The sequence below is a fragment of the Paenibacillus lacisediminis genome (assembly GCF_046567315.2).
In genome coordinates this window covers 162,094-182,545 of record NZ_JBKIAX020000008.1, presented here as the reverse complement: position 1 = coordinate 182,545, position 20,452 = coordinate 162,094, and the positions used below count along the sequence as shown (strand labels likewise).

Here is a 20,452-nt window from a genome sequence, read left to right as displayed (position 1 = left end):
ACCCCTTGTGCCGCTTGACACTGTGAGCATGAGCCAAGGTTTGTACCCCCTTTAAATTGCTATCCATCCATCAGTAAGACAATTTGCTGTTTGCCAAGTAATCGGCGATGGCTTCGATTTGGTCATCCGACAGCCCCAGGTCTTCCTTCGGGTTCGGCATTTTATTGCCAGGCTTCACTTTTTGCGGATCCGTCAGCCATTCCACCAAATTATCCTTGATCGGTTTTCCGTCCACTGACTTGCCGGACCCTTCTGCATTATGTAAGATGCTGGCAACGGTTTCCCTGCTTCCGATCCCCGTCAGGTTCGGTCCGACCGGGCCGCCTTGGTCACCGACAGCGTGGCAGCTCAAGCATTGCGTCTTGAACACTTCCGCCAATGCCGGATCGGCGATCGTCTGAACCGGGGCTTTCATGGAGTCCGCCCATTTGTTGAAAGAATCCTCGCTCACCGCTTTAACCCGGAATTCCATGAACGCATGGGATTTCCCGCAGAGTTCGGCGCATTTCCCCAAGAAAACGCCTTCGTGGGAAGCTTCGAGCCAGGCTTTATTGATCGTTCCGTCCGTATTCGTATCGATTTTCCCCGCCAGGGAAGGCACCCAGAAGGAGTGCAGCACGTCGGCCGTTTTCAGCTCAAGCGCGATCTTCTTGCCGGTCGGAATAATCATGTCCTGGGCCGTTGTGATGCCGTAATCAGGATACGTGAATTCCCACCAGAACTGGTGCGACGTTACTTTGATTTTGACGGCATTTTTATCCTTCGAGTAGTCTTCACCGATCGCAAACACCTTTTGCACCGTAGCCACGGCCAGAATGAGTACCAGAACTAACGGGATGGCCGTCCAAATAACCTCCAATTTAAAGTTGCCCTCGACTTGCTTCGGCACTTCGGTTTGTCCCGGTTTGCGCCGGTACTTTACCAGGACGTAAGCGGCGATGCCGAACACGATCAGCATGACGACGATCATGATCGAAATCGACAGCTTAATAAGTCCGAGTTGCCCTTCGGCTACCGGGCCCTGCGGTCTAAGCACAGACAGGTCCTCACGGCCGCATGCGGACAAGAGGAGCGAAAGTCCGGCAAACAAAGGCAACAGCCGCTTTACAACCTTCCACGGTTTCATCATTCATCTACCCCACTTCTTCCGTTTTCTTCCGATCTGGCACAGGGTTTCCAGTGAGCCAAGGGCTCAAAATTCTACCTGCGTATCACGGAAACTACATTCCTGTCAATTACAACAATCACCTATTAAATATATGATCGAACCCCTGTTTTGTCAATGATCGAAGGGGAGTTCACAAATTGTTCAAAAATCCGGAAATGCGCGTCACAAAGGGATTTGTTAACGTTTTCTCAATTTCAACAACTGTCGAAAGGGCTGCCAATCGTGAACATTTTCCCGCGTTTTTCGGAGTTTTTCGCCTTACTTCATTTTTGACATTTCTTCAAATTTTATTTCATCTTAGGTGCAAGAAGTACGAATTCAAAAAGTGAGGTTTGGACGTGAGAGACGGCAGATTTTGAGAGAAAAAATCAAATCTCTGTCCGGTGGGCGTGTTACATTGGATTCAAGGGGGCGCAGTTATGAGGAACAAGGACGTTTGAAAAAAGGAAGGGTATTCCGACTTTATAGGGGTCCAACTCACGCTTATAAAGTATTTACTCGAATATAAAAAATTAAGAGCGGAGCAAGCGGCGGTCCAGACCTTCACGAGAGTCTCCAGAACACGTCTGATCGCCGCAGCCGCTCCATCCTCTCTTATAAGATCGACAAAACCACCGGCCCATCCTCCGTAATGGCCAGCGTATGCTCATAATGAGCCCCCAGGCTGCCGTCCGCCGAGCGGATCGTCCAGCCGTCATCCTCCCACAGCACGGCTCCCGTATTGCCACCGGTAAAGATCGGTTCAATGGTGATGACCATGCCCGGCTGCAGCGTCACCCCGCTCTTCGGGCGCCCGAAATTCGGCACATCCGGCGGCTCGTGCATCGATCTCCCGATGCCGTGTCCGATCAGCGCCTTTACGATGCCGCTGTTCGCAGCCGCCGCTACGCGCTGCACAGCGTAACCGATGTCGCCGATTTTGTTGCCCGGATAAGCCTGAGCGATCCCGGCGCCAAGCGCTTGTTCGGTCGCCTGGAGCAGCTTCTCCGCGTCCGGTCCGACCTCCCCGACGCGGTAGGACCAGGCCGAGTCCGCCAGCCAGCCGTTTTTATTAACCACAATGTCGATCGTCACGATATCCCCCGCTTGCAGCTTGCGGTCGTTCGGAAACCCGTGGCAAACGACATCGTTGACGGAAGCGCAGGTCGCAAACGGAAACCCGTGGTATCCTTTTTGCTCCGGCGTGGCGCCGCGTCCCGCCAGAAACGACTCGACAAAGCGGTCGATCTCCAGCGTCGTAATCCCCGGACCGATCAGCTGGGCGATTCCCTGATGGCATTCCGCCAGAATGCGGCCGGCTTCCCCTATCCGCAAAATTTCCTCTTTCGTTTTCAATCGTATTTTCACGCCTTCCGATTCTCCCCTCGTTGTTTAACAAAACGCAAAATTTGACGATGATGCATCCATTTATTATATGTAGATAGAGAAGAAAAAAAACGTTCCGGACGCGGTTTCCGCGCCGGAACGAAACATAACGATTTCAAGTTGCTAGGATACGGATGAATCAAGCTTGCCCAGCTCAAGCTCAACAAGGTGGGTCAATTCTTCTTCGTAGCCGCCCATGATACGATACTTGCGAACATATTCTTTCACGAATTTTTTCGGATCTTTCGGTTTGAAGATTCGGGTCATCTCCCGTAAACTTTCTTTAACTTCATCGTGACCTTTCGTTGCCATATGAATTCCCTCCCAGAACGTTTAAGGTAAATGCTCCGATGCCAGAGAACGCGAAATGTCTTGATCCATGTTTTCATGCAGTCGCTGTGGGCTAGTTTTGAATGACCTCCTATTTTTTCATTGTAGCATATTCAGCATCAGGTTTCAGCTTCTTCCAAACATACATTTTTTGTCCTGCGCCCACATTAATTATATTTATATGTCCGGCCGTAGGTTAAAATAAGGCTTAACCGCAAAAAAGTCAGCTCGACTTAAACAGGAGTGATATTATCTTCATGACTTATAAAACGCCTAAAATTATGATCTTGTACGCCAGCTACGGGGATGGCCATTATCAAGCGTCCAAAGCCCTCGAAGCCAGCTTCCGCAGCCAAGGCATTGCGGATATCGTCCTGCTGGATTTAATGGCCGAAGCCCATCCGCTGCTGAATGAGCTGACCAAGTTCGTGTACATGCAAAGCTTCCGTACGCTGCCGCTTATCTACGGTTGGGTGTATAACGCGACCAAAGAAATGCAGTTTGAAACCTCGCCGCTCGGCGTCATCAATTCGTTAGGCATGGGAAAACTCCAGCAGACCATTGACCAGATACAACCCGATATTATCATCCATACGTTCCCCCAGCTGGCAATGCCCAAGCTGAGCAAAAGGACCGGCAAATCGCTGCCGCTGGTCAATATCGTCACCGATTTTGACCTGCACGGGCGCTGGATTCACCCGAGCGTCGACCGTTATTACGTCGCAACCGACGATTTAAAGCGGGAGATGACGTCACGGGGGATTCCCGAAGGGAACGTCGTCGTCAGCGGCATTCCGCTGAAGCCCGATTTCTTCCGGGAGCCGGCTCCTGGCGGGGAAATCGCGGACCGGCTTGATCCGCGCAAAAAAACGGTTCTGCTCATGGCCGGCGCTTACGGGGTGATGACGGGCATCCGCGATATTTGCAATCGGCTCGTATCCTCCGGGCGCCACCAGGTCGTTGTCGTCTGTGGACGCAACCGCAATTTGCACCGCGGGCTGAGCAAGCAATTGGGCCAGCATCCGGACGTGCATGTCTACGGCTACGTCAGCGAGGTGGCCGCGCTGATGCAAGCCTGCGACTGCATTATCACCAAGCCTGGCGGAATCACGTTGTCGGAAGCGCTGGCCTGCCGACTGCCGATTTTCTTGTATAAGCCGGTCCCCGGGCAGGAGCTCAACAACGCCCTGTATCTGCAGCAAAAAGGCGTAGCGATGGTCGCCGAGGATTCCGCGACGCTGACGGGTCAAATCGAAGCTCTCCTAAGCAATGAAGAACACCTTGCCGGCGTGGCCCGCGAAATCGAAAACCTCCGCAGGCCGGAGGCCGCGGAGGCGATCGTAAGCGATATTTTGCGGCAATGGTTTGCGCCGCCGGAAGCAGAGCTGGTTCTTACCGCCGAGGGCTCGTCATACATTAGGTAGTAAGAACCTAGCCTTGCGAAAGAAGGTGATGCCGTGTCTCCCTTCAAATCTTCCACCGGCCTTTACGAGAACGTCGCCGGATTTCTTTGCTACTTGCTCGCCTTTGTGGGAGGCGTCGCATTTTTGGCCCTTGAACGAAGAAGCCGGTTTGTGCTGTTTCATGCCCTGCAATCGGTCATGCTGTTCGGCGGGCTGATGCTGGCCCACGCGCTTTCCGGCTTCCTGCCGGTGATCGGCGTCGTCGTCAACCTGCTGCTGACCGCGCTGGGCGTCACGCTTTGGGTTGTGCTGATGCTGGCCGCGCTGCAGGGCAAATGGCTGAAGCTCCCTTGGCTCGGCGAGCTGGCGGAAAAGCAGCTGCAGCGGATGTAGCAGGGGGTATGGGCTTGTCCAGTCCATTACCAGGAACCCGGCTTATTAGCCCTGCAGAGCTTCCCCAGCCTCAGCCTTAGCCTTAGCCTCGGCCTCGGCCTCGACCTTGCGCGGTCCTCCCAGCCCGTTGAACAGCAGGTTCATGACGATCGCCGTAACGCTGCCCGCCACGATGCCGTTATCCGCCAAAATGCGCAACGCCGCCGGCAGCCGGTCGAAAATATCCGGCTGCACCGTCACGCCCAGCCCCATGCCGACGGAGCAGGCGATAATCAGCAGATTTTCGTGCCGGTTCAAATCGACCTGATCCCCCAGCATCCGGATGCCGGAGGAAAGCACAAGCCCAAACAACGCGATCATCGCCCCGCCAAGCACCGAGGTTGGCACAAGCTGCGTCAACGCGGCGATTTTAGGCACGAAGCCGATCAGGATCAACAACCCGCCGGCGACCACGATCACGTCGCGGGTTTTGACCCGGCTCATTTGGACAAGGCCGACGTTTTGCGAATACGTGGTGTACGGGAACGAGTTGAAAATCCCCCCCAGAATGATCGCCAGCCCTTCGGCGCGGTAGCCGCGCGTCAAATCCTTCGATGTGATGTCTTTGTCCACGATTTTGCCGAGCGCCATAAACACCCCGGTCGACTCGGCCACGCTAACGATCGCCACCAGAATCATCGTCAAAATCGCCGACGCATGGAAGGTCGGTTTGCCGAAATAAAAAGGCTGGATCGCATGAAACCAGCCCGCTTCCTTCAGCGGCGTCAGGTCCACTTTACCGGCCAGAGCGGCCGCGAGCGTCCCGATGATCAAGCCCAGCAGGACGGAAATGGAACGCGGGAACCCTTTGGCGAAACGGTTCATCAGGATGACGAACAACATCACCCCAAAGCCGAGCGCCAGATTGAGCGGGCTGCCGAAATCCGGGTTTTCGCCCGGGCTGCCGCCCCCCAGATCGGAAATGGCCACCGGAATCAAGGTGACCCCGATGATCGTTACAACCGAGCCGGTCACCACCGGCGGAAACAGGGCGATAAGCTTGCCGAACAAACCGGCAAACAGGAACACGAACACCCCTGAGGCAATGATTGCCCCGTAAATGGCGGAAACTCCCATCCCCTCCTGCTGGCCGATGGCGATCATCGGCGAAACCGCCTGAAAGGCGCAGCCCAGCATCACCGGGAGCCCGATGCCGAAGAAGCGGTTCCCCCATACCTGCAGCAGCGTCGCCACGCCGCAGGCGAGCAAATCGATCGCGATCAGGTAGGTAAGCTGCGCTTGCGTGAAGTTAAGCGCACCGCCGACGATCAGCGGCACGATGACCGCGCCGGCATACATCGCCAGCACATGCTGGATGCCCAGCGAAAAAGTTTTAAGCGGATGCCTGTGATGCTGAAAAATACGTTCTCGTTCCATGCTGAACCTTTCCCCCCGAAATTCGTTAATACGATGAATAACTGCAACTGCGTTTAGTAATACGCTTAATTAAGCTCATCGGCAAAGGTGACCACGCCGTCTTCCAGCGAAGCGACCCGAACCAGCGATTCGACGCGGTATCCCGCTTCTTCCAACAGGCGCGCCCCCGGCTGGAACGATTTCTCGATCACGATGCCGATGCCGACGACATCCGCCCCAACCTGCTCTACGATGCGGGCGAGGCCGAAGGCGGCTTCGCCGTTGGCCAGGAAATCGTCGATGATCAGCACCCGGTCGCTGTCGGACAGAAATTTTTTGGACACCGTAATCTCGTTCGTCTCCCGCTTCGTAAACGAGTACACTTTTTCCACGAGAATGTTGTCCTTTAGCGTCAATGATTTATGCTTTCTCGCAAAAATCATCGGAACCTGGAGCTCCAGCGCCGTCATGATCGCCGGGGCGATGCCCGAGGATTCAATCGTCAGCACCTTGGTAATCTTTTCTCCGGCAAAACGCCGGGCGAACTCTCCTCCCATCTCCCGCATCAGCTCCGGGTCCATTTGGTGGTTCAGGAAGGAATCGACTTTGAGCACCTGATCGCTCAGCACGATGCCTTCGGTCATAACCTTGTCCTTAAGCAGCTTCATTGCAAACCTTCCCCCTTCAATTTTCGTTCCTGCAAAAAACAAAAAGCCCATTTTCCACAATCGGAAAATGGACCCGTAAGAATCGCTCTACATTTCAGCTTAACGCCGCAAGCCTCCCGAACCTGTTTGGACAGCCGCTTGGCTTGGTAATCCCCGGGGACGCGAAAAGACGCGAAAAATAGAGCTCCTCCCGTAGTCCGATCATTTCCGGTGATCAGGTAGAAACATGCAGGCCAATCCCCGCACTTATACGAGAAAAAACGTCGAACCTCTTTTAAGCAATGTCAGAAGTATAACGCAAATCGCCCAGGGAAATAAAGAGGGATTTCGTCCCTTTCTTGAATATTTTGTAGAAATTCAGCGCCGGCCCTGTGACGGGGACGGAAAAATACGGCTAACAACAGCTTATATCGGCCGGAACTCGCGCGGCATGAGGTTGGACAGCAGCGATTTTAACTCGCCGTCTTCCTTGTAGCTTTTCTCCCCCGTATCGAGGCGGCGCACCCGGATTTTGCTGTAATCGGCGCCGGAGCCGAGCGGCTCAAACACCAGGTTCTCCCGATCCGTCAGCCGCAGCTTATACCCCATTTCCTCGAACATTTTCAAAAAATCCGCTTCCGTCGGCAGCTTGCCTTCGTCCAAAAAGATAAGCCCCCTTAACTCCTTCGGTCCCTCACTGTGCATGACTTCAAAATGGACGATGCATTCCATGCAAATTCACGCTCCCTGATCTCTATGGTTTGATGCTTATAGCATCCCCCCGCCTTTTGACGGGCATCCTAACTATTACTACGTATCATCTCCCCGATCAGCGGGAGGCTTTTGTGACATTCCGGTGAAATTATCCAGAGCACCTTAAACACTTGCGCCAAATCTTCCCGCGAATCCGCAAGTCTAAATTTGCTCCGAGCCGCAATGCGGGCACCACTTGGTGCCTTTGACGAGCATAGACCCGCAGATTTGGCATTTAACGGTTGCGACCGTGATGCCTGGCGATGGTTTCTCCTCATCAGGCTGCTCCGCTTTTTGCGTCCATGAGCGAATCCGCCGGTCAAGCTCCTCCTGGCGTCTGCGTTCCCGTTCGAGACTGCGCTGCAGCCGCTCCTCCGCCTCAGGATCGGCCGGTTCACGTACCGTGTCGCTGTCCCTCTTCTCCGCGGATTCAATCAGATCGGCCGAAAACAACAGCTGCTCCAGGTCGATGCTTCTCTTCGTTTCCTTCTCGAGCGTTTCCGGCACGACGGGAGTTCTGGTATCCTCCACCGTCGGCGCCGCCGCCCTGGCCGGCTCGATCAAATCCTCGGGAAAAACCGATTTCCGTTTGACCAGCTTATGTCCGCAATACTGGCAGAAAACAGCGTCCTCAGCCACCGTCCGCCCGCACGCTCCGCACAAACGCTCGTTTTTGAGCTCGGCGACTTTGGCCCGGATCTCGTCCCGCTCCTCGGCCAGCAAATCGCAGGTTTTGGCCAAATCAAGCATCTCTTTCTCCGCATAAGACATGTCTTTCTTGCGGTAACCTTCGTAAAAAACCTCGCCCATTTTTTGATAGTACAAACCGAGTTCCCGTTCGATATTTGAAATTTGCGTATTAAGTTTTCCAATTTCAACGACGTTTTGCGCGCGATCGGTCACCTTGCCCGCACCATCTTTTAATCGCTGTAAAAAATTCATGATGATTCCTCCCCGCGAAATATTCATTATCATACCAGATTTTTCACTCCAGTGAAAACCGCCCTAAGGCTTATGGCGCGGTATTTCGCCGTTTCGCCATATTGCTGAATGCGTTTTCTTTTTTGATTCGCCGCGGCGTTCACGGTACAATTAAAGGGAGAGTTCCATTAACTAAAGGAGTGGAAGCTTCATCAACCTGAACGTGATTAGGAGTAGATAGCCTTGAGCGTATTAGATACGAATTCAGACGACAGTGTGCTGAAGCAATTGGATTTAAGGGAGCTGTACCAGTGGGAGATCGGCGAGGATGAGCTGCGCAAGCTGGAGGAGTGGAAAAAGCTGCCCTTCCTGTACGAGCTTGCCCTGGATGAACTGGGGAACAAAATCAAGCTGATCCAAACGGAGTGGAAAATCCATAACGGATACAGCCCGATCGAGCATATCAAATCCCGGATCAAAGAGCCGAAAAGCATTCTTCAAAAACTTGAACGTAAAGGCCTGGACCTGACCGTCGACAATATGGTGAACCAAATCCACGACATCGCCGGGATGCGGATCGTTTTTTCGTTCGTGCGCGACATTTACAGCCTGCTCGACCATCTGAAGCACCGCGAAGACATCACCGTCCTGGAGGTCAAGGATTACATTGAAAATCCTAAACCCAACGGTTACCAGAGCCTGCACATCATCGTCGCCGTGCCGCTCACCTTGTTCGAAGGCCAGCGGTGGATGAAGGTCGAGATCCAGATGCGCACGCTCGCGATGGATTTCTGGGCGAGCATGGAGCATATTTTGTACTACAAATACGACAAACAGGTGCCGCCGCACGTCGTGCGCGAGCTGTCCGAAGCGGCCAAAGCCGCCGACGCCCTGGACAAAAAAATGCACGGCCTGCGCAAGGAAATCATGGGCGTATCCGAAGCCGCTTTGCCGGAGTAGGTATGCGGTGCGGGCGGGTGCAAGCGAGTGAAGGCGGGGGCGGACGAGGGTGAGCCGGCAGGGCCAGCTCTGCGCGGAGCGGGGGAATACCTGCAAAAAGTACAACTATTTCTGAGAATTAGCCGGCTTCCTCTGAAATAATTGGGAAAAGCGCAACTATTCCCTGCACAAGTTCCACCTTCTCCAAAATATCAAAAAATAACTGCACTTTTTACATCTGCTAGGCATTCTCTCGCTGGAACCGGCCGGAATAACTGCAAATTTGCAGCTATTTCGGCTTCTTCGTTAATTTGCAGCGCCTTCTTCGCCCCATCTCCTCCGCCGCATCCAAACCTTTATTTTACCGTGCTTAACTTTTCTATCGCTTGCTGTTCGGACGGCATAAAAAAGAGATCATTCCCGCTGTTGGATTCATAGATGAAGTCCCGCAGGCTTTTACTGGCATACCCCGAAAAATCCCCTACGATGGCAACCTTCGTCTGGTAATTGATGAATTTCTGAACAATCTCGCCCGCCAGACCGGTTTTTAGATCAAAAAAGCTTTCGTTTATCAGGGACTTGTCCATCATAATTCGATCGCAACCTGTTTCATATCGTACGGTGGCCATAAGATCCAAAGCAGACTGAACGTCATATATGACCACTTTGCTGCTGCTCACAACAGCGATTTCTGTTCCGTTAGCTTCTAACTTTTTGATTTGCACAGCGATCCTCCTCCTCGGGTTCCGTTATTTTTTCGCGATAAACCTTTGAACATAATCATGACTAATCAAGCGGTTATCTTCGCCCTTATCCAGCGTAAGGCCGTCCATTCCGTGCTTGCTGATGCAGGTCAACGTGGTATTGAGGACTTCCGCACGGTGCTTTGGCTCCATTCCTAATTTGGGTAAAGGATAGGCTAGTTCGCTCCTGCTGTCAAGTTCTCTATAGAGATACAAACCCTGCCGAAGAAACGCTCTTGTTTAGGGCGTTATCAGAATCGCACAGAAAAAACCGACCCTTTCGGATCGGTTAAAAGCCCAACCGTCGGCTGGGTCTGCAAAATAGCGGAACTTTATGTACTTATTACCTGAAGCCAGACTTGTTCATCTCCATTAGCGACATTTTTTGTCCTTATTTCCCTATGAAGAGGCCGGAACGTGGGCATTTCCTTGCAATTCGAGAAAATAACGACATAAATTGCCTCTATTTTTCTCAAATGGATGGATACCGCCTGAATAAGGACATTTTATGCCCTTAACTGGGGGGCTGAACCACTAGCGTTACATCAAATCTAACAAGATACACATTTCTAGCCACAAAACTATTCTAACGGTTGCCACAACCGCTATTTGTTCCAAAAACGTGGATTTCAAATTCTAACGGTTGCCATGGCGCTTATCTCACTTAAATCCAGCGAATTTTGCCCGGATCAAGGCAAATAGCGGCGTTCACAACCGTTAGAATTTAGAAAAGGGTTATTTTCATAAAATAGCCGCTGCTACAACCGTTAGATTTCCGGCGAACGATAGTTTCGATTCGAAAACCAGGTCCGTTGCGGAAATCTGGAAAGTACCAGGGCTACAACATGTCTTGTGCAAAAGTTGATGCAACGCTAGCGGGACTGAACAGCCGCGGCTTCATCACGGTCAGCGATGCGCTTTGCCGCTGCGGGGCCGGCGGACTGCGCTGGGGCCGGGCGCGGGCGGCGCGTCAGCGCGGCTTGCCGCGCAAAGGGGCGGCGAGCCGCTCGGCCCGCTGCCGCACCTGGGCGGCGACGAGCGCCAGCCCCTGCGCCGCGCCGGGCACGCCGGGCAGCAGCGCCGCCCACGGCGCCGGGTCCGGGCCGCCAGGCGGCTCGCCGGCCGCGTCCGGGCGGCCCAGTTCCACGCCAAGGTCGTGGAACTCCGGCCCCGGCTCGTGCAGCCGGCCCTGCTCCGCCGCCTCGGCGAGCCACTCGGCCAGGGCCGCGCCGCCGCCGCCCGGCCCGGACGCCCGGCGCTCGCCTTCGCGCGGCCCGGCGGCCTGGCGCAGCGCCGCCTCGGGGTCCGGCAGCGGCGCAGCGGCCGCCCAGGCGGCCCACACGGCGCCGGCCAGCGCCTCGGGCGTCCAGCCGAGCGCCTTCAGGCGCAGCGCGGCGTCCCGCGCCCAGGCCGCCTCGGCGGCGGCGATGGCTTCGGCCGCCCTCGCACAGCCGGGCGCGCCGCAGGCGCAGCGCACGCGGCCGCCACTGATGCTGCCGCTATCGCCACTGCCTTCGCCGCTGCCACCGTCACTACCGCTTCCGCTGCTGCCTTCGCCACTACTGCCACCGCTATCGCCGCTGCCCCCAACATTGCTGCCGTTGCCGCGACCGCCTCCGCTGCTGCCTTCGCTACTACTGCCACCGCCATCGCCGCTATCGCCGTTGCCGCGACCGTTGCTGCCGCCACCGCTACTGCCTTCGCTACTACTGCCACCGCCATCGCCGCTATCGCCGTTGCCGCGACCGTTGCTGCCGCCACCGCTACTGCCACGACCACCACCGCCAATACCGCCGCTACTGCCACCGTCACTACTGCCACGACCGCCACTGCCATTACCGTCACCGCCGGCCCACGCCCCCGCCTCGCGCCACGGCGGGCGCTCCGGCAGCAGCGCCGCGATCCCGGCGGCCCCGCGCTCCAGCAGCGCGGCCAGCGCCCGCGGCTGCTCCTGCAGCCGCCGCAGCAGGGCGCGGCCCGCCCGCTCCCGCTCCGCCGCCGGAGCCAAGGGGAGCGTCACCGCATGCTCCCCTCCTATTTTGCAAATCAGCCCGTCTGCCGTAAGGCTCAGGGAGAACTCCCTCCCCTCCGCCAACGATGCCGCGCGGCTCATCCGATCCCTCCTTCCAGAATGCTGTCCGTCTGCAGCGCAATCAGGCTGCGCAGCTCGTCATCGCTCATTTCCGTCAGCCACTGCTCACCGGAGCCGACGACTTGCTCTGACAGCGCTTTTTTCCGCTCGATCAATTCATCGATCCGTTCCTCCAGCGTTCCCTGGCAAATCAGCTTATGCACTTCGACGTTTTTCTCCTGGCCGATGCGGAACACCCGATCTGTGGCCTGGTTCTCCACCGCCGGATTCCACCAGCGGTCATAGTGGACGACATGGTTCGCCCGCGTCAGATTCAGGCCCACGCCGCCGGCTTTCAGCGACAGCACGAACAGCGGAGAGCCGCCGCCTTCCTGAAACAGCCGCACCATGCGGTCCCGGTCCGCTTTCGCCACGCCGCCGTGCAGGAAAAACGGCCTTTCCCCGTACCGGTCGGCCAAAATCTCCTGCAGCAGCTCGCCCATCCGCACATACTGGGTAAAAATCAGCGCCGCTTCCCCGCTGTCCGTAATGATGTCCAACAGGTCGCCAAGCCGCTCCAATTTACCGGACCGCAAAACCGGATTTCCGGTGCGGGTTCTCCCCGCCACCAGATCAGGGTGATCGCAAATTTGCTTCAACCGGGTCAGCGAAGCCAGCACCAGTCCTTTTCGGGCAATGCCACCCTGCCCGCCAATGTTTGCCAGCAGTTCCTCCGTCACCGACCGGTATAGACGGGTCTGCTCCGCGGTAAGCGCGCAGTAAGATTTCAGCTCGATTTTTTCGGGCAGATCCTTGCGGATATCCGGATCGCTTTTCAAGCGGCGCAGCATAAACGGCGCAACCAACCGGCGCAGCTTCTGCAGCTCGCCGGTCTGCTCATCGGCCCCGGCCTGGTAACGCGCGCGAAAAGACGCACTGGACCCCAAATAACCGGGATTGAGGAAATGAAAGATCGACCACAATTCGCTGAGCCGGTTTTCCACCGGTGTTCCGGTCATGGCGATCCGATGGATCGCGCTTAGCTTCATCACGCTTTGGGCCTGCTTGGTCCCGAAGTTTTTGATGTATTGGGCTTCATCCAGCACCACCGTCCCCCACTCCATCGCCCGCAGTTCTCCGGCGTCCCGGCCGGCCAACTGATACGTAGTCAGAATCACGTCGCAGTCACGACACGCTTCAACGAACTGCTCTCCGTGGCAGCGGCCGCTACCGTGATGGACGTACAGCCTGAGCTCGGGGGCGAAGCGGCTTAATTCGCGCTGCCAGTTTCCGAGCAGGGAAGTCGGGCAAACGATCAAGGATTGACCGGCAAAGCGGCTGGCATTGTCCAGCAGTACGCTGATAACCTGCACGGTTTTACCGAGTCCCATATCATCCGCCAGCAGGGCGCCGAAACCGAGCTCCCGCATCGCGGCGAGCCATTGGTAGCCCCGCTCTTGATACGGCCGCAGCGTACCGTTAAGCCCGGGGGGAACCGGCCGGGGCCGGGAGCTTCGGGCCAAGCCGCCTTCGATCAGCATGGTGAGCATGCCCGCCGTCTCGATGCTCTCGACTTCCACGCCGTCAAACAACGCTTCGCCCGCGCCGCTGGAAAGATGCATCAGTTCGCGGAACGTCAGCGCGCCGTTTTCATGGCGTTTCATGAATTTCAGAACCTGACGGATTTCCTTGTTATCGATCTCGATCCATTCACCGCGAAAAAAAACGAGCGGCGTTTTCGCCGCAGCCAGCTCGGCCAGCTCCTCCCGCGAAATTTCCCGGCCGTCCAGCACCGCCGCCGCCTCAAACGCAACCAGCTGCTCAACGCCCATCCGGGGCGTTTCCTGCACGCCGTCTCCCGCCCAGCCCCGGGTTTTAAGGCGGATGCCCGTATTACGGCGGCCTTGCCGGGTCCAACGCGAGGGCATCTGTACCGTGACCCCGTTTTTGCGCAGAGTTGATACCGATTTACTGAGGAACGAATACACCTGCTCCGGCGCCAGCAGCAAACCATCCGGCCGGGGCCCATCCAGCGCGGCGGCGATTTCCGGGGACACCTCCGCCGCTTTGGCCAGCCGCAGCAGCGCCTGTTCCTGCACATTCCGGTAGAGCCGCTCGCGAATCTCCATATCCCGCTGCGGATAACTCCAAATGAGCCGCAGCGGAAGCAGCACCTCGGCATCCTCGGCCCCTTCCGCCCAAAACGTCAGCCGCCACAGCGGCAGATTTGGAGCTTCGCCCTCTGCCTCTGCCCCCGGCTCGTATTCCCCATCCGGTTCGATGCGCAGACATAAGCGGAAGCTCCCTGTCTCCGGCGCTCCTGCTTCCTGTGCAGGAGACTTTGGCCTGCCGCCTCCGGCTCCCGCGATCTCCTCCGTCAATTGCTCCAGTTCCACCGTGCTTCCCTGTATGTCCACCGGTTGTCCGCCGCTAAGCAGCCCGTTCCACCACAGCTCGGCCAGCGGCGAATACCCCCTGCGGTAATCCGCACGGCTCGGATTCAGCTTCCGGCCAAGTTCGCCGGCCGCAGCCCTGGTCTCATGATCGATCATCGCCATCAAAAAGGAATGCAGGACCGACATTTGCCGATCGAGAAGCGCCCCTTCTTCTTCAGCGGCACCGGTTTGCACCGCGGCCAGGCAGACGGGAGGCATGGAGCCGGCCAACTGCCGGAACCGTTTCGCATCCCGCTCCGCCGTCAGCAGCGGCCCCCAGGCCGAGCGCAGCAGCGCCTGCGCGCCGCGGCGGCGCCCGCCGGCCGACACCGGCCTGCTTCCCGGCGCGATCCGCCCCCGCAGCAGCAGCTCCAGCGCAAACTGCGCCGCCTTGCTCCAATAGCTCATCTCTGCCCCGGGTTTGATCCCCTGTGCTTCCCAGTCCGTCTTCTCCCAAGCCAGCAGAAGCCGCCAAGCTTCCGGCACGGGAAGCGCCAGCCCTTCAAGCGTTCGTCCGATCAGGCTTTTACGCTCTCCGGACTTAAACGATTTGCGGACAGAGGACACCGGAAACCGGACCTCCGCCAGCCGCAGCGCGGCATGCCCGAATGGCCGCACACCCGGCTCCGGCTCTACGCGCCTCATCACTGAGGTCCATGCATCCACCCTCACTTCAGATATTTCACCGGAGAAACAGAACAGAACGTCCCCCAGCCATATTCCATATAGACGTTGATTCATGGTGATCTCCCGTCGATTTCCTGTTTCCATCCAATTTTGCTACTACCATCTTATACGAAAACCGGGTTATATAAAACCTGAAGCCGCCGAAGGAGATTCACTTCTCCTCCGGCGGCTCCGGCAAGGCAATGCGGACCGTAAGGCCCGGGTTCCCTCGGCTTGCTGTTTTATTTTACGGCGATGACTTCGATTTCGATGAGGCCGTCCTTGGGCAGGCGGGCCACCTCAACCGCGCTGCGCGCCGGAAACGGTTCGGCGAAAAACGATCCGTACACCTCGTTCACTTTGGCAAAATCGTTCATATCTTTCAGAAACACCGTCGTTTTCACGACTTTATCCAGCCCGCTTCCGGCCGCTTCCAGCACGGCTTTAACGTTGCGGAGCGCCTGCGCGGCCTGCGCCTCGACACCTTCAGCGAATTGTCCGGTTTCCGGAACGAGACCCAGTTGTCCCGAAGTAAAGACCAAATCCCCCAACTGAACCCCTTGCGAATACGGCCCGATGGCCCCGGGCGCAGAAGTCGTTGAAATCACTTGTTTGTCCATTTATACCCATCCCTTCTTAAGTTGAATTATTGATAAGAGCGGGGAAGGCAGGAGGGTAAAATGATTCTGGAGAAGCGGCAGCGTTCGCCTTTGTGAGCGGATTTCTACTTTGTACGAATTTACACCAATCATAGAAATCCGGGAACAACAGCGATCGGAAGAACATTTTACCCGTTTGCATCTATCCGCCCAAATCAATAATTTCAACTTATACACTCTTTCATCTATTGTAGCGATGTTTATCTGCCTTGGGCAAGCCTTGTCTCATTTATTTCGGCCTCCTCCAGCTGCAGGGGCAGATAAAATGAAAACACGCTGCCCTCCCCTTCAGCGCTTTTCATGCGCAGAAATCCACCGAGCAGGCGGGCCAGGTTGCTGCTGATCGGCAGGCCAAGCCCTGTCCCGCCGTATCTGCGGCTGATCGATCCGTCCGCCTGCTGGAACGACTCGAATACGGCCAATTGCTGCTCTTTCGGAACTCCGATCCCGGTGTCGGTTACGGCAAACACGATCCATTCCCCTTGCGGCACTTCGCCGCGTGCGGCCCTCCGTATGTTAAGCGTCACTTTTCCTTTATCCGTGAACTTAAAAGCGTTGGAGAGCAGGTTCCGCAAAATCTGCGCGATCCGATGCGGATCGGAAACGATCGTTTCCGGCAGCCCCGCTTCCACCCGCACCTCATACGCCAGCTTTTTCTGCGCGGCAATATGGTCGAAATGAACCTGCATCCAATCCGCCACTTCCGTCAGCACCACTTCTTCGTTCATGATCTCCAGCCGCCCAGCCTCCACTTTGGACAAATCGAGGATGTCGTTGATGATTTGCAGCAGGTCATGGCCCGATTTGTAGATGATCCGTCCATACTCCGGCAGTTCGTCCCCGGCGTCCTCGCTTTCGGCGATGATTTGCGCCAGATTGATGATGCTGTTCAGCGGCGTCCGCAGCTCATGCGACATCGTCGCCAAAAATTCCGATTTGTAGCCGGAAGCGAGCGTCAGTTGCTTGGCCCGGTCCTCCAGCCCGATTTTCGCTTTATGCAGCTCATCCGTCTGCTTTCGCAGCAGCTCGTTGGCATGCTTCAACTCCAAATTTTGCCGATGTCCCATCTGAAAATCGCGGAGAATCAACGTAAATACAAAACTAAAGAGAACGGCGAGCGGGAGCATGATCGGCATAATTTCAAACAAATAGGTATGTACAGGGGTAACCCCGAAAAGGATAATGTTCAAACAGTTAATGACGTTAACGGCCAGGATGGTGACCAGCCCCATGAAGGCGAAACCCTGCTTCGCCCGGTTAAACCAAATGCGCAGGCCGGCGCAGACTGCTCCGAGCACCGTCAAGTTCACAAGCCCGAAGATCGCGGCGTCGCTTACGCCAAACGATAAGCGCACCACCCCGATCCCAAGCCCGATGATCAGCAGGGTAAGCGGATGCGGATAAACCAGCGTCGCAATAATCAGCGGAACGATCCGGAGGTCGAAAATAATCCGCTCATTCAGCGAGAATCCGAATTCGATGCATATCCAGCCCGCCAAAATCATCACCAGAACGGACAGAATGTAATTGACGCACGGCGAAAGATTCCTGAATACGTATTTGTACAGAATATTGGCCAAATAAGCGACCGCAATCAGCATGCCCAAATTGATCAGGAACGTGTTCCCCAGACTCATAGGCTTCCCTCCCTGTTGGTACACTGGTTTGTATGCGATTATCCGGGATTCGCCTTCTTTTGTTCGGTGCGGTACGCCTTTACAAACAGCTCGGCATAATGCGGATCCCACTGGCTTCCCCGGCCCTGTTCGAGGATCGCGAGCGCCTGAGCGGGCTCCAAGCCTTTGCGGTAAGGGCGGTCGGAGGTCATCGCATCAAAGGCGTCCGCCACCGCGATAATCCGTCCAAACAGCGGGATGTCCTCCCCGGCGAGGCCGTCCGGGTAGCCTTTGCCGTCATACCGTTCGTGATGCGACCTTACCCCCGGCAAAAAAGGAGCCATCGCATCCGCAGGCTCGATCTGCTTCAGAATCGCCTCGCCAAGCACGGGATGCTGTTTAACCTGCTCCCATTCCTCATCCGTCAGGCGCCCATCCTTCAACAGCACGGCGTCGCGAACGCCAATTTTGCCGATATCGTGCAGCAGCGCCGCCTTGCGCAGCTCATCGACGCGCCGCTCCGGCAATTCGGCCAGTCTGCCGATTTGCACGGCATATTCGGCCACGCGCAAGGAATGCCCGGCCGTATACGGATCACGGGCGTCCAAAGCGGCGGCCAAAGTGGCAAAATAGCTGTCGACCAGCTGGCTGTTGCGCGCCGCCTCGGATCTGAGTCCCCGCAGCATATGATTAAACCCGGACACGAGCCGGGAAAATTCATCGGAATACAAATCCGCGGCCTCCGCGCGGAGATACCCCGTTTTTACTTCGGCCATGCGTTCATACAGCTGCTGGATCGGCAGCATGATTTCACGCGCCATCAGCCTGGAACCGATGAAGGCAAAACCAAGGCCGACGGCCAGAATATAGCCCGCCCACTGCCAGTACGCGTAAGAGCCGTACCCCCAATTCTGCAGCCGGAACTGGACGGATAGACTGTACAGCAGCAACGGGGAAGCGCCGACCAGAAAAAAGCTCCATTTTAATTTTCGCGATACGGGAACGAATACCCTTCCTCCCAGCGACAATTCCCTGCCGAACAATTTGCGGCTCCAGGCGCTGAGCTCCTGTAAAACCGGCCGCACCGCATAGGAGGTCAAATAGAACTCGATCAGGGCGTGCATACCGCAGACGAGAACACAGCCCAAGGAGGCGAGCAGCACATAATAGGAAGGAATCGTGATCCGCTCGTCAGCTATAAGCCCCAGCGTCAATCCGGCCCCGGGCCCGACCAATCCGAGCAGATGCGGGCCAAGAATCCGTTTTACGGCCAGGGAAGGCATCCGGTGCACCCTTATGTATACGCTTTGCAGAACCTGGAAGCTGCCGATCTCCTGGAGAAAGGCGCTTCTGACCGGTTTGAGCTGCAAATAAAAGACGCCCCCATCCAGCAGGAGCATGACGCCAACCGATACGCATAATACCCCTGCCAGCCAGAAGTACTCTTCCCTGGAAACATCCAGCGGGGCAGCGAAAATCAGGCTCGCAATCGCGATCCCTGCCAGAAAGGAGCCGGCTGCATAGTTAAGCATGAGACGATGGATAAATGTTTTGTATACCGTCACGGCGTATTCCGCCTTCCCTTTGCAAATTGTCGGTTAACGCCCACTTCCTGTATTATCGGCATGAATCGGACCGCATTTCAGATAGCTCCTGGAATTTTTTATTTAAACCCCCTTTCTTTTTGTACATTAATTTGAGCCCAAGGACAAAACGCAAACAAATCAAGTAACTCTGTGGCAATTTAAAAATAAATATTTTAAATTGGTAAAAATCGCATTTAAACCTGTGAAACCTTGCACAAAGGTACATTCGCCATTTTGCAGGGTTATTTTATGTCACAATGTACGTGATTTTTTTCACATTAACTCATATTTTTATATGCTAAAATGCCTTCGAACAAAGGTTATAAGACTCCTTTAGGCCTAGTCCGATCGGCTATCCGGCGGGCTTCCCGACCTCATTCGTTATTAAAATGTCTTCACATTTTAATATATAACAATTAATGGAGGGTTCTATCATGAAAAAAGCTTTACTCTTCCTCAGCAGCGCCCTGGTATTAGGGCTGTTGGCAGGCTGCGGTTCCAACAATGCCGCGGGCAATGGCAGCGCGGAACCTGCGAACACCGCCCCGGCAACGGCGGAAAGCGGTACAAACAGCAATGGCTCCACGACTTCTCCCGAGCAAGGCCAATACAAGGATGGCGTCTACTATGCGATTGGCGAAGCCGATCCGGATTCCGGATGGCAATCGTACGTGACTCTGACCGTGTCCGGCGGCAAAATCACCGACGCCAAATGGAACGCGCTCAGCGAAAAGGCTCCCGTCGATAAAGTGACTTATTCCAAAGAAGGCAAATACGGCATGAAAGCCGGCGGCGCTTCCTCCGAATGGCATGAACAAGCCGAAAAGGTAGAGCAATTCCTGCTCGAAAAACAGGATCCCAAAGCGGCCGCTCTGAACAATGAAGGAAAAACCGATGCGATTTCCGGCGTTTCCATCCATGTAAGTGATTTCTTTAATCTCGCCGATCAGGCGCTTGCCGCCGGACCTGTGGAACCGGGCATTTACAAAGACGGCACCTACCACACCGAAGGCGCCGAGTTCGATCCGCATTCCGGCTGGAAGGAAACCGCGGACGTCGTGGTGGCCGCAGGCAAAATCGTGAAAGTCAACTTCAGCGGCGTCAATGACAAAGGCGAAGACAAGAAGCAAAATTCGATCGACGGCAAATACGGCATGAAAGCCGGCGGCGCCCAAGCGGAATGGCACGAAGAAGCCGCCAAGGCAGAAGCTTATCTCGTGGAAAACCAGGATCCGGCAGCCCTTACTTTTAATGAAGAAGGCAAAACCGACGCGATTTCCGGCGTATCGATCAGCTTGAAATCCTACTTCGACCTGGTTGTCAAGGCACTTGAACAAGCGAAATAACTACTACCAACCTATA

At 55.8% G+C, this 20,452-nt stretch carries 17 protein-coding genes, 1 pseudogene and 1 riboswitch; of the genes and pseudogenes, 4 read left to right on the top strand and 14 right to left on the bottom strand.

Annotated elements, in window-relative coordinates; all coding sequences use genetic code 11:
- Positions 1-70: 70 nt before the first annotated feature.
- The 3 genes from coxB to ACLD72_RS17325 all read right to left on the bottom strand — a co-directional run bounded on the left by coxB (position 71) and on the right by ACLD72_RS17325 (position 2,845).
- Positions 71-1,129, bottom strand: coding sequence for a cytochrome c oxidase subunit II (gene coxB, locus ACLD72_RS17335; protein ID WP_410998707.1), 1,059 nt, complete (start codon positions 1,127-1,129; stop codon positions 71-73).
- Positions 1,130-1,762: 633 nt separating this feature from the next.
- Complete coding sequence (gene map / locus ACLD72_RS17330; RefSeq protein ID WP_410998709.1) at positions 1,763-2,515, bottom strand: type I methionyl aminopeptidase; 753 nt, start codon at positions 2,513-2,515, stop codon at positions 1,763-1,765.
- Between the two features lie 141 nt (positions 2,516-2,656).
- Positions 2,657-2,845, bottom strand: a complete 189-nt coding sequence (locus ACLD72_RS17325) for a hypothetical protein (RefSeq protein ID WP_036626318.1) — start codon at positions 2,843-2,845, stop codon at positions 2,657-2,659.
- A 275-nt stretch (positions 2,846-3,120) separates the two neighbouring features.
- Here ACLD72_RS17325 and ACLD72_RS17320 point away from each other — a divergent pair, with 275 nt between their 5' ends.
- Positions 3,121-4,287: an MGDG synthase family glycosyltransferase gene (locus ACLD72_RS17320; protein WP_410998711.1), complete on the top strand. Its 1,167-nt coding sequence runs from the start codon at positions 3,121-3,123 to the stop codon at positions 4,285-4,287.
- A 33-nt stretch (positions 4,288-4,320) separates the two neighbouring features.
- Positions 4,321-4,659: a DUF4870 domain-containing protein gene (locus tag ACLD72_RS17315; RefSeq protein WP_251592296.1), complete on the top strand. Its 339-nt coding sequence runs from the start codon at positions 4,321-4,323 to the stop codon at positions 4,657-4,659.
- A gap of 45 nt (positions 4,660-4,704) precedes the next feature.
- Here the strand turns inward: ACLD72_RS17315 and ACLD72_RS17310 are convergent, their stop codons facing one another.
- The 4 genes from ACLD72_RS17310 to ACLD72_RS17295 all read right to left on the bottom strand — a co-directional run bounded on the left by ACLD72_RS17310 (position 4,705) and on the right by ACLD72_RS17295 (position 8,396).
- On the bottom strand, positions 4,705-6,075 hold the full coding sequence (locus tag ACLD72_RS17310) for a nucleobase:cation symporter-2 family protein (RefSeq protein ID WP_410998713.1): 1,371 nt from the start codon (positions 6,073-6,075) through the stop codon (positions 4,705-4,707).
- A gap of 65 nt (positions 6,076-6,140) precedes the next feature.
- The gene (locus ACLD72_RS17305) at positions 6,141-6,722 is read right to left on the bottom strand and encodes a xanthine phosphoribosyltransferase (protein ID WP_410998837.1); all 582 of its coding nucleotides are present in this window, start codon (positions 6,720-6,722) and stop codon (positions 6,141-6,143) included.
- 173 nt (positions 6,723-6,895) lie between these two features.
- A riboswitch (purine riboswitch) is annotated at positions 6,896-6,996 on the bottom strand.
- A 131-nt stretch (positions 6,997-7,127) separates the two neighbouring features.
- Positions 7,128-7,433, bottom strand: a complete 306-nt coding sequence (locus ACLD72_RS17300) for a hypothetical protein (protein WP_251592299.1) — start codon at positions 7,431-7,433, stop codon at positions 7,128-7,130.
- A 183-nt stretch (positions 7,434-7,616) separates the two neighbouring features.
- On the bottom strand, positions 7,617-8,396 hold the full coding sequence (locus ACLD72_RS17295) for a zinc ribbon domain-containing protein (RefSeq protein WP_410998715.1): 780 nt from the start codon (positions 8,394-8,396) through the stop codon (positions 7,617-7,619).
- A 258-nt stretch (positions 8,397-8,654) separates the two neighbouring features.
- Here ACLD72_RS17295 and ACLD72_RS17290 point away from each other — a divergent pair, with 258 nt between their 5' ends.
- Entirely contained in the window at positions 8,655-9,335 is a 681-nt protein-coding gene (locus ACLD72_RS17290) for a GTP pyrophosphokinase family protein (protein ID WP_410998839.1), read from the top strand.
- Positions 9,336-9,670: 335 nt separating this feature from the next.
- Here the strand turns inward: ACLD72_RS17290 and ACLD72_RS17285 are convergent, their stop codons facing one another.
- The 7 genes and pseudogenes from ACLD72_RS17285 to ACLD72_RS17255 all read right to left on the bottom strand — a co-directional run bounded on the left by ACLD72_RS17285 (position 9,671) and on the right by ACLD72_RS17255 (position 19,069).
- Complete coding sequence (locus tag ACLD72_RS17285; protein ID WP_410998716.1) at positions 9,671-10,039, bottom strand: DUF4180 domain-containing protein; 369 nt, start codon at positions 10,037-10,039, stop codon at positions 9,671-9,673.
- Between the two features lie 84 nt (positions 10,040-10,123).
- A pseudogene (locus ACLD72_RS17280) lies at positions 10,124-10,210 on the bottom strand (TetR/AcrR family transcriptional regulator); the annotation flags it as partial.
- Positions 10,211-11,027: 817 nt separating this feature from the next.
- Complete coding sequence (locus ACLD72_RS17275; protein ID WP_410998718.1) at positions 11,028-12,170, bottom strand: hypothetical protein; 1,143 nt, start codon at positions 12,168-12,170, stop codon at positions 11,028-11,030.
- Positions 12,167-15,304 (bottom strand): DEAD/DEAH box helicase, encoded by a 3,138-nt coding sequence (locus tag ACLD72_RS17270; RefSeq protein ID WP_410998720.1) that lies wholly within the window; start codon positions 15,302-15,304, stop codon positions 12,167-12,169. Before ACLD72_RS17270 ends, ACLD72_RS17275 begins: the two co-directional genes overlap by 4 nt.
- Positions 15,305-15,471: 167 nt before the next feature.
- Positions 15,472-15,849, bottom strand: a complete 378-nt coding sequence (locus ACLD72_RS17265; RefSeq protein ID WP_410998722.1) for a RidA family protein — start codon at positions 15,847-15,849, stop codon at positions 15,472-15,474.
- Positions 15,850-16,088: 239 nt separating this feature from the next.
- Positions 16,089-17,525 carry an ATP-binding protein gene (locus ACLD72_RS17260; protein WP_410998724.1) on the bottom strand — a complete coding sequence of 479 codons (1,437 nt, stop codon included), beginning with the start codon at positions 17,523-17,525 and terminating at the stop codon, positions 16,089-16,091.
- A gap of 38 nt (positions 17,526-17,563) precedes the next feature.
- The gene (locus ACLD72_RS17255) at positions 17,564-19,069 is read right to left on the bottom strand and encodes an HD-GYP domain-containing protein (protein WP_410998726.1); all 1,506 of its coding nucleotides are present in this window, start codon (positions 19,067-19,069) and stop codon (positions 17,564-17,566) included.
- A 455-nt stretch (positions 19,070-19,524) separates the two neighbouring features.
- Between ACLD72_RS17255 and ACLD72_RS17250 the strand changes: the two genes are divergently transcribed.
- Positions 19,525-20,436, top strand: coding sequence for an FMN-binding protein (locus ACLD72_RS17250; RefSeq protein ID WP_410998728.1), 912 nt, complete (start codon positions 19,525-19,527; stop codon positions 20,434-20,436).
- Positions 20,437-20,452: the final 16 nt, after the last annotated feature.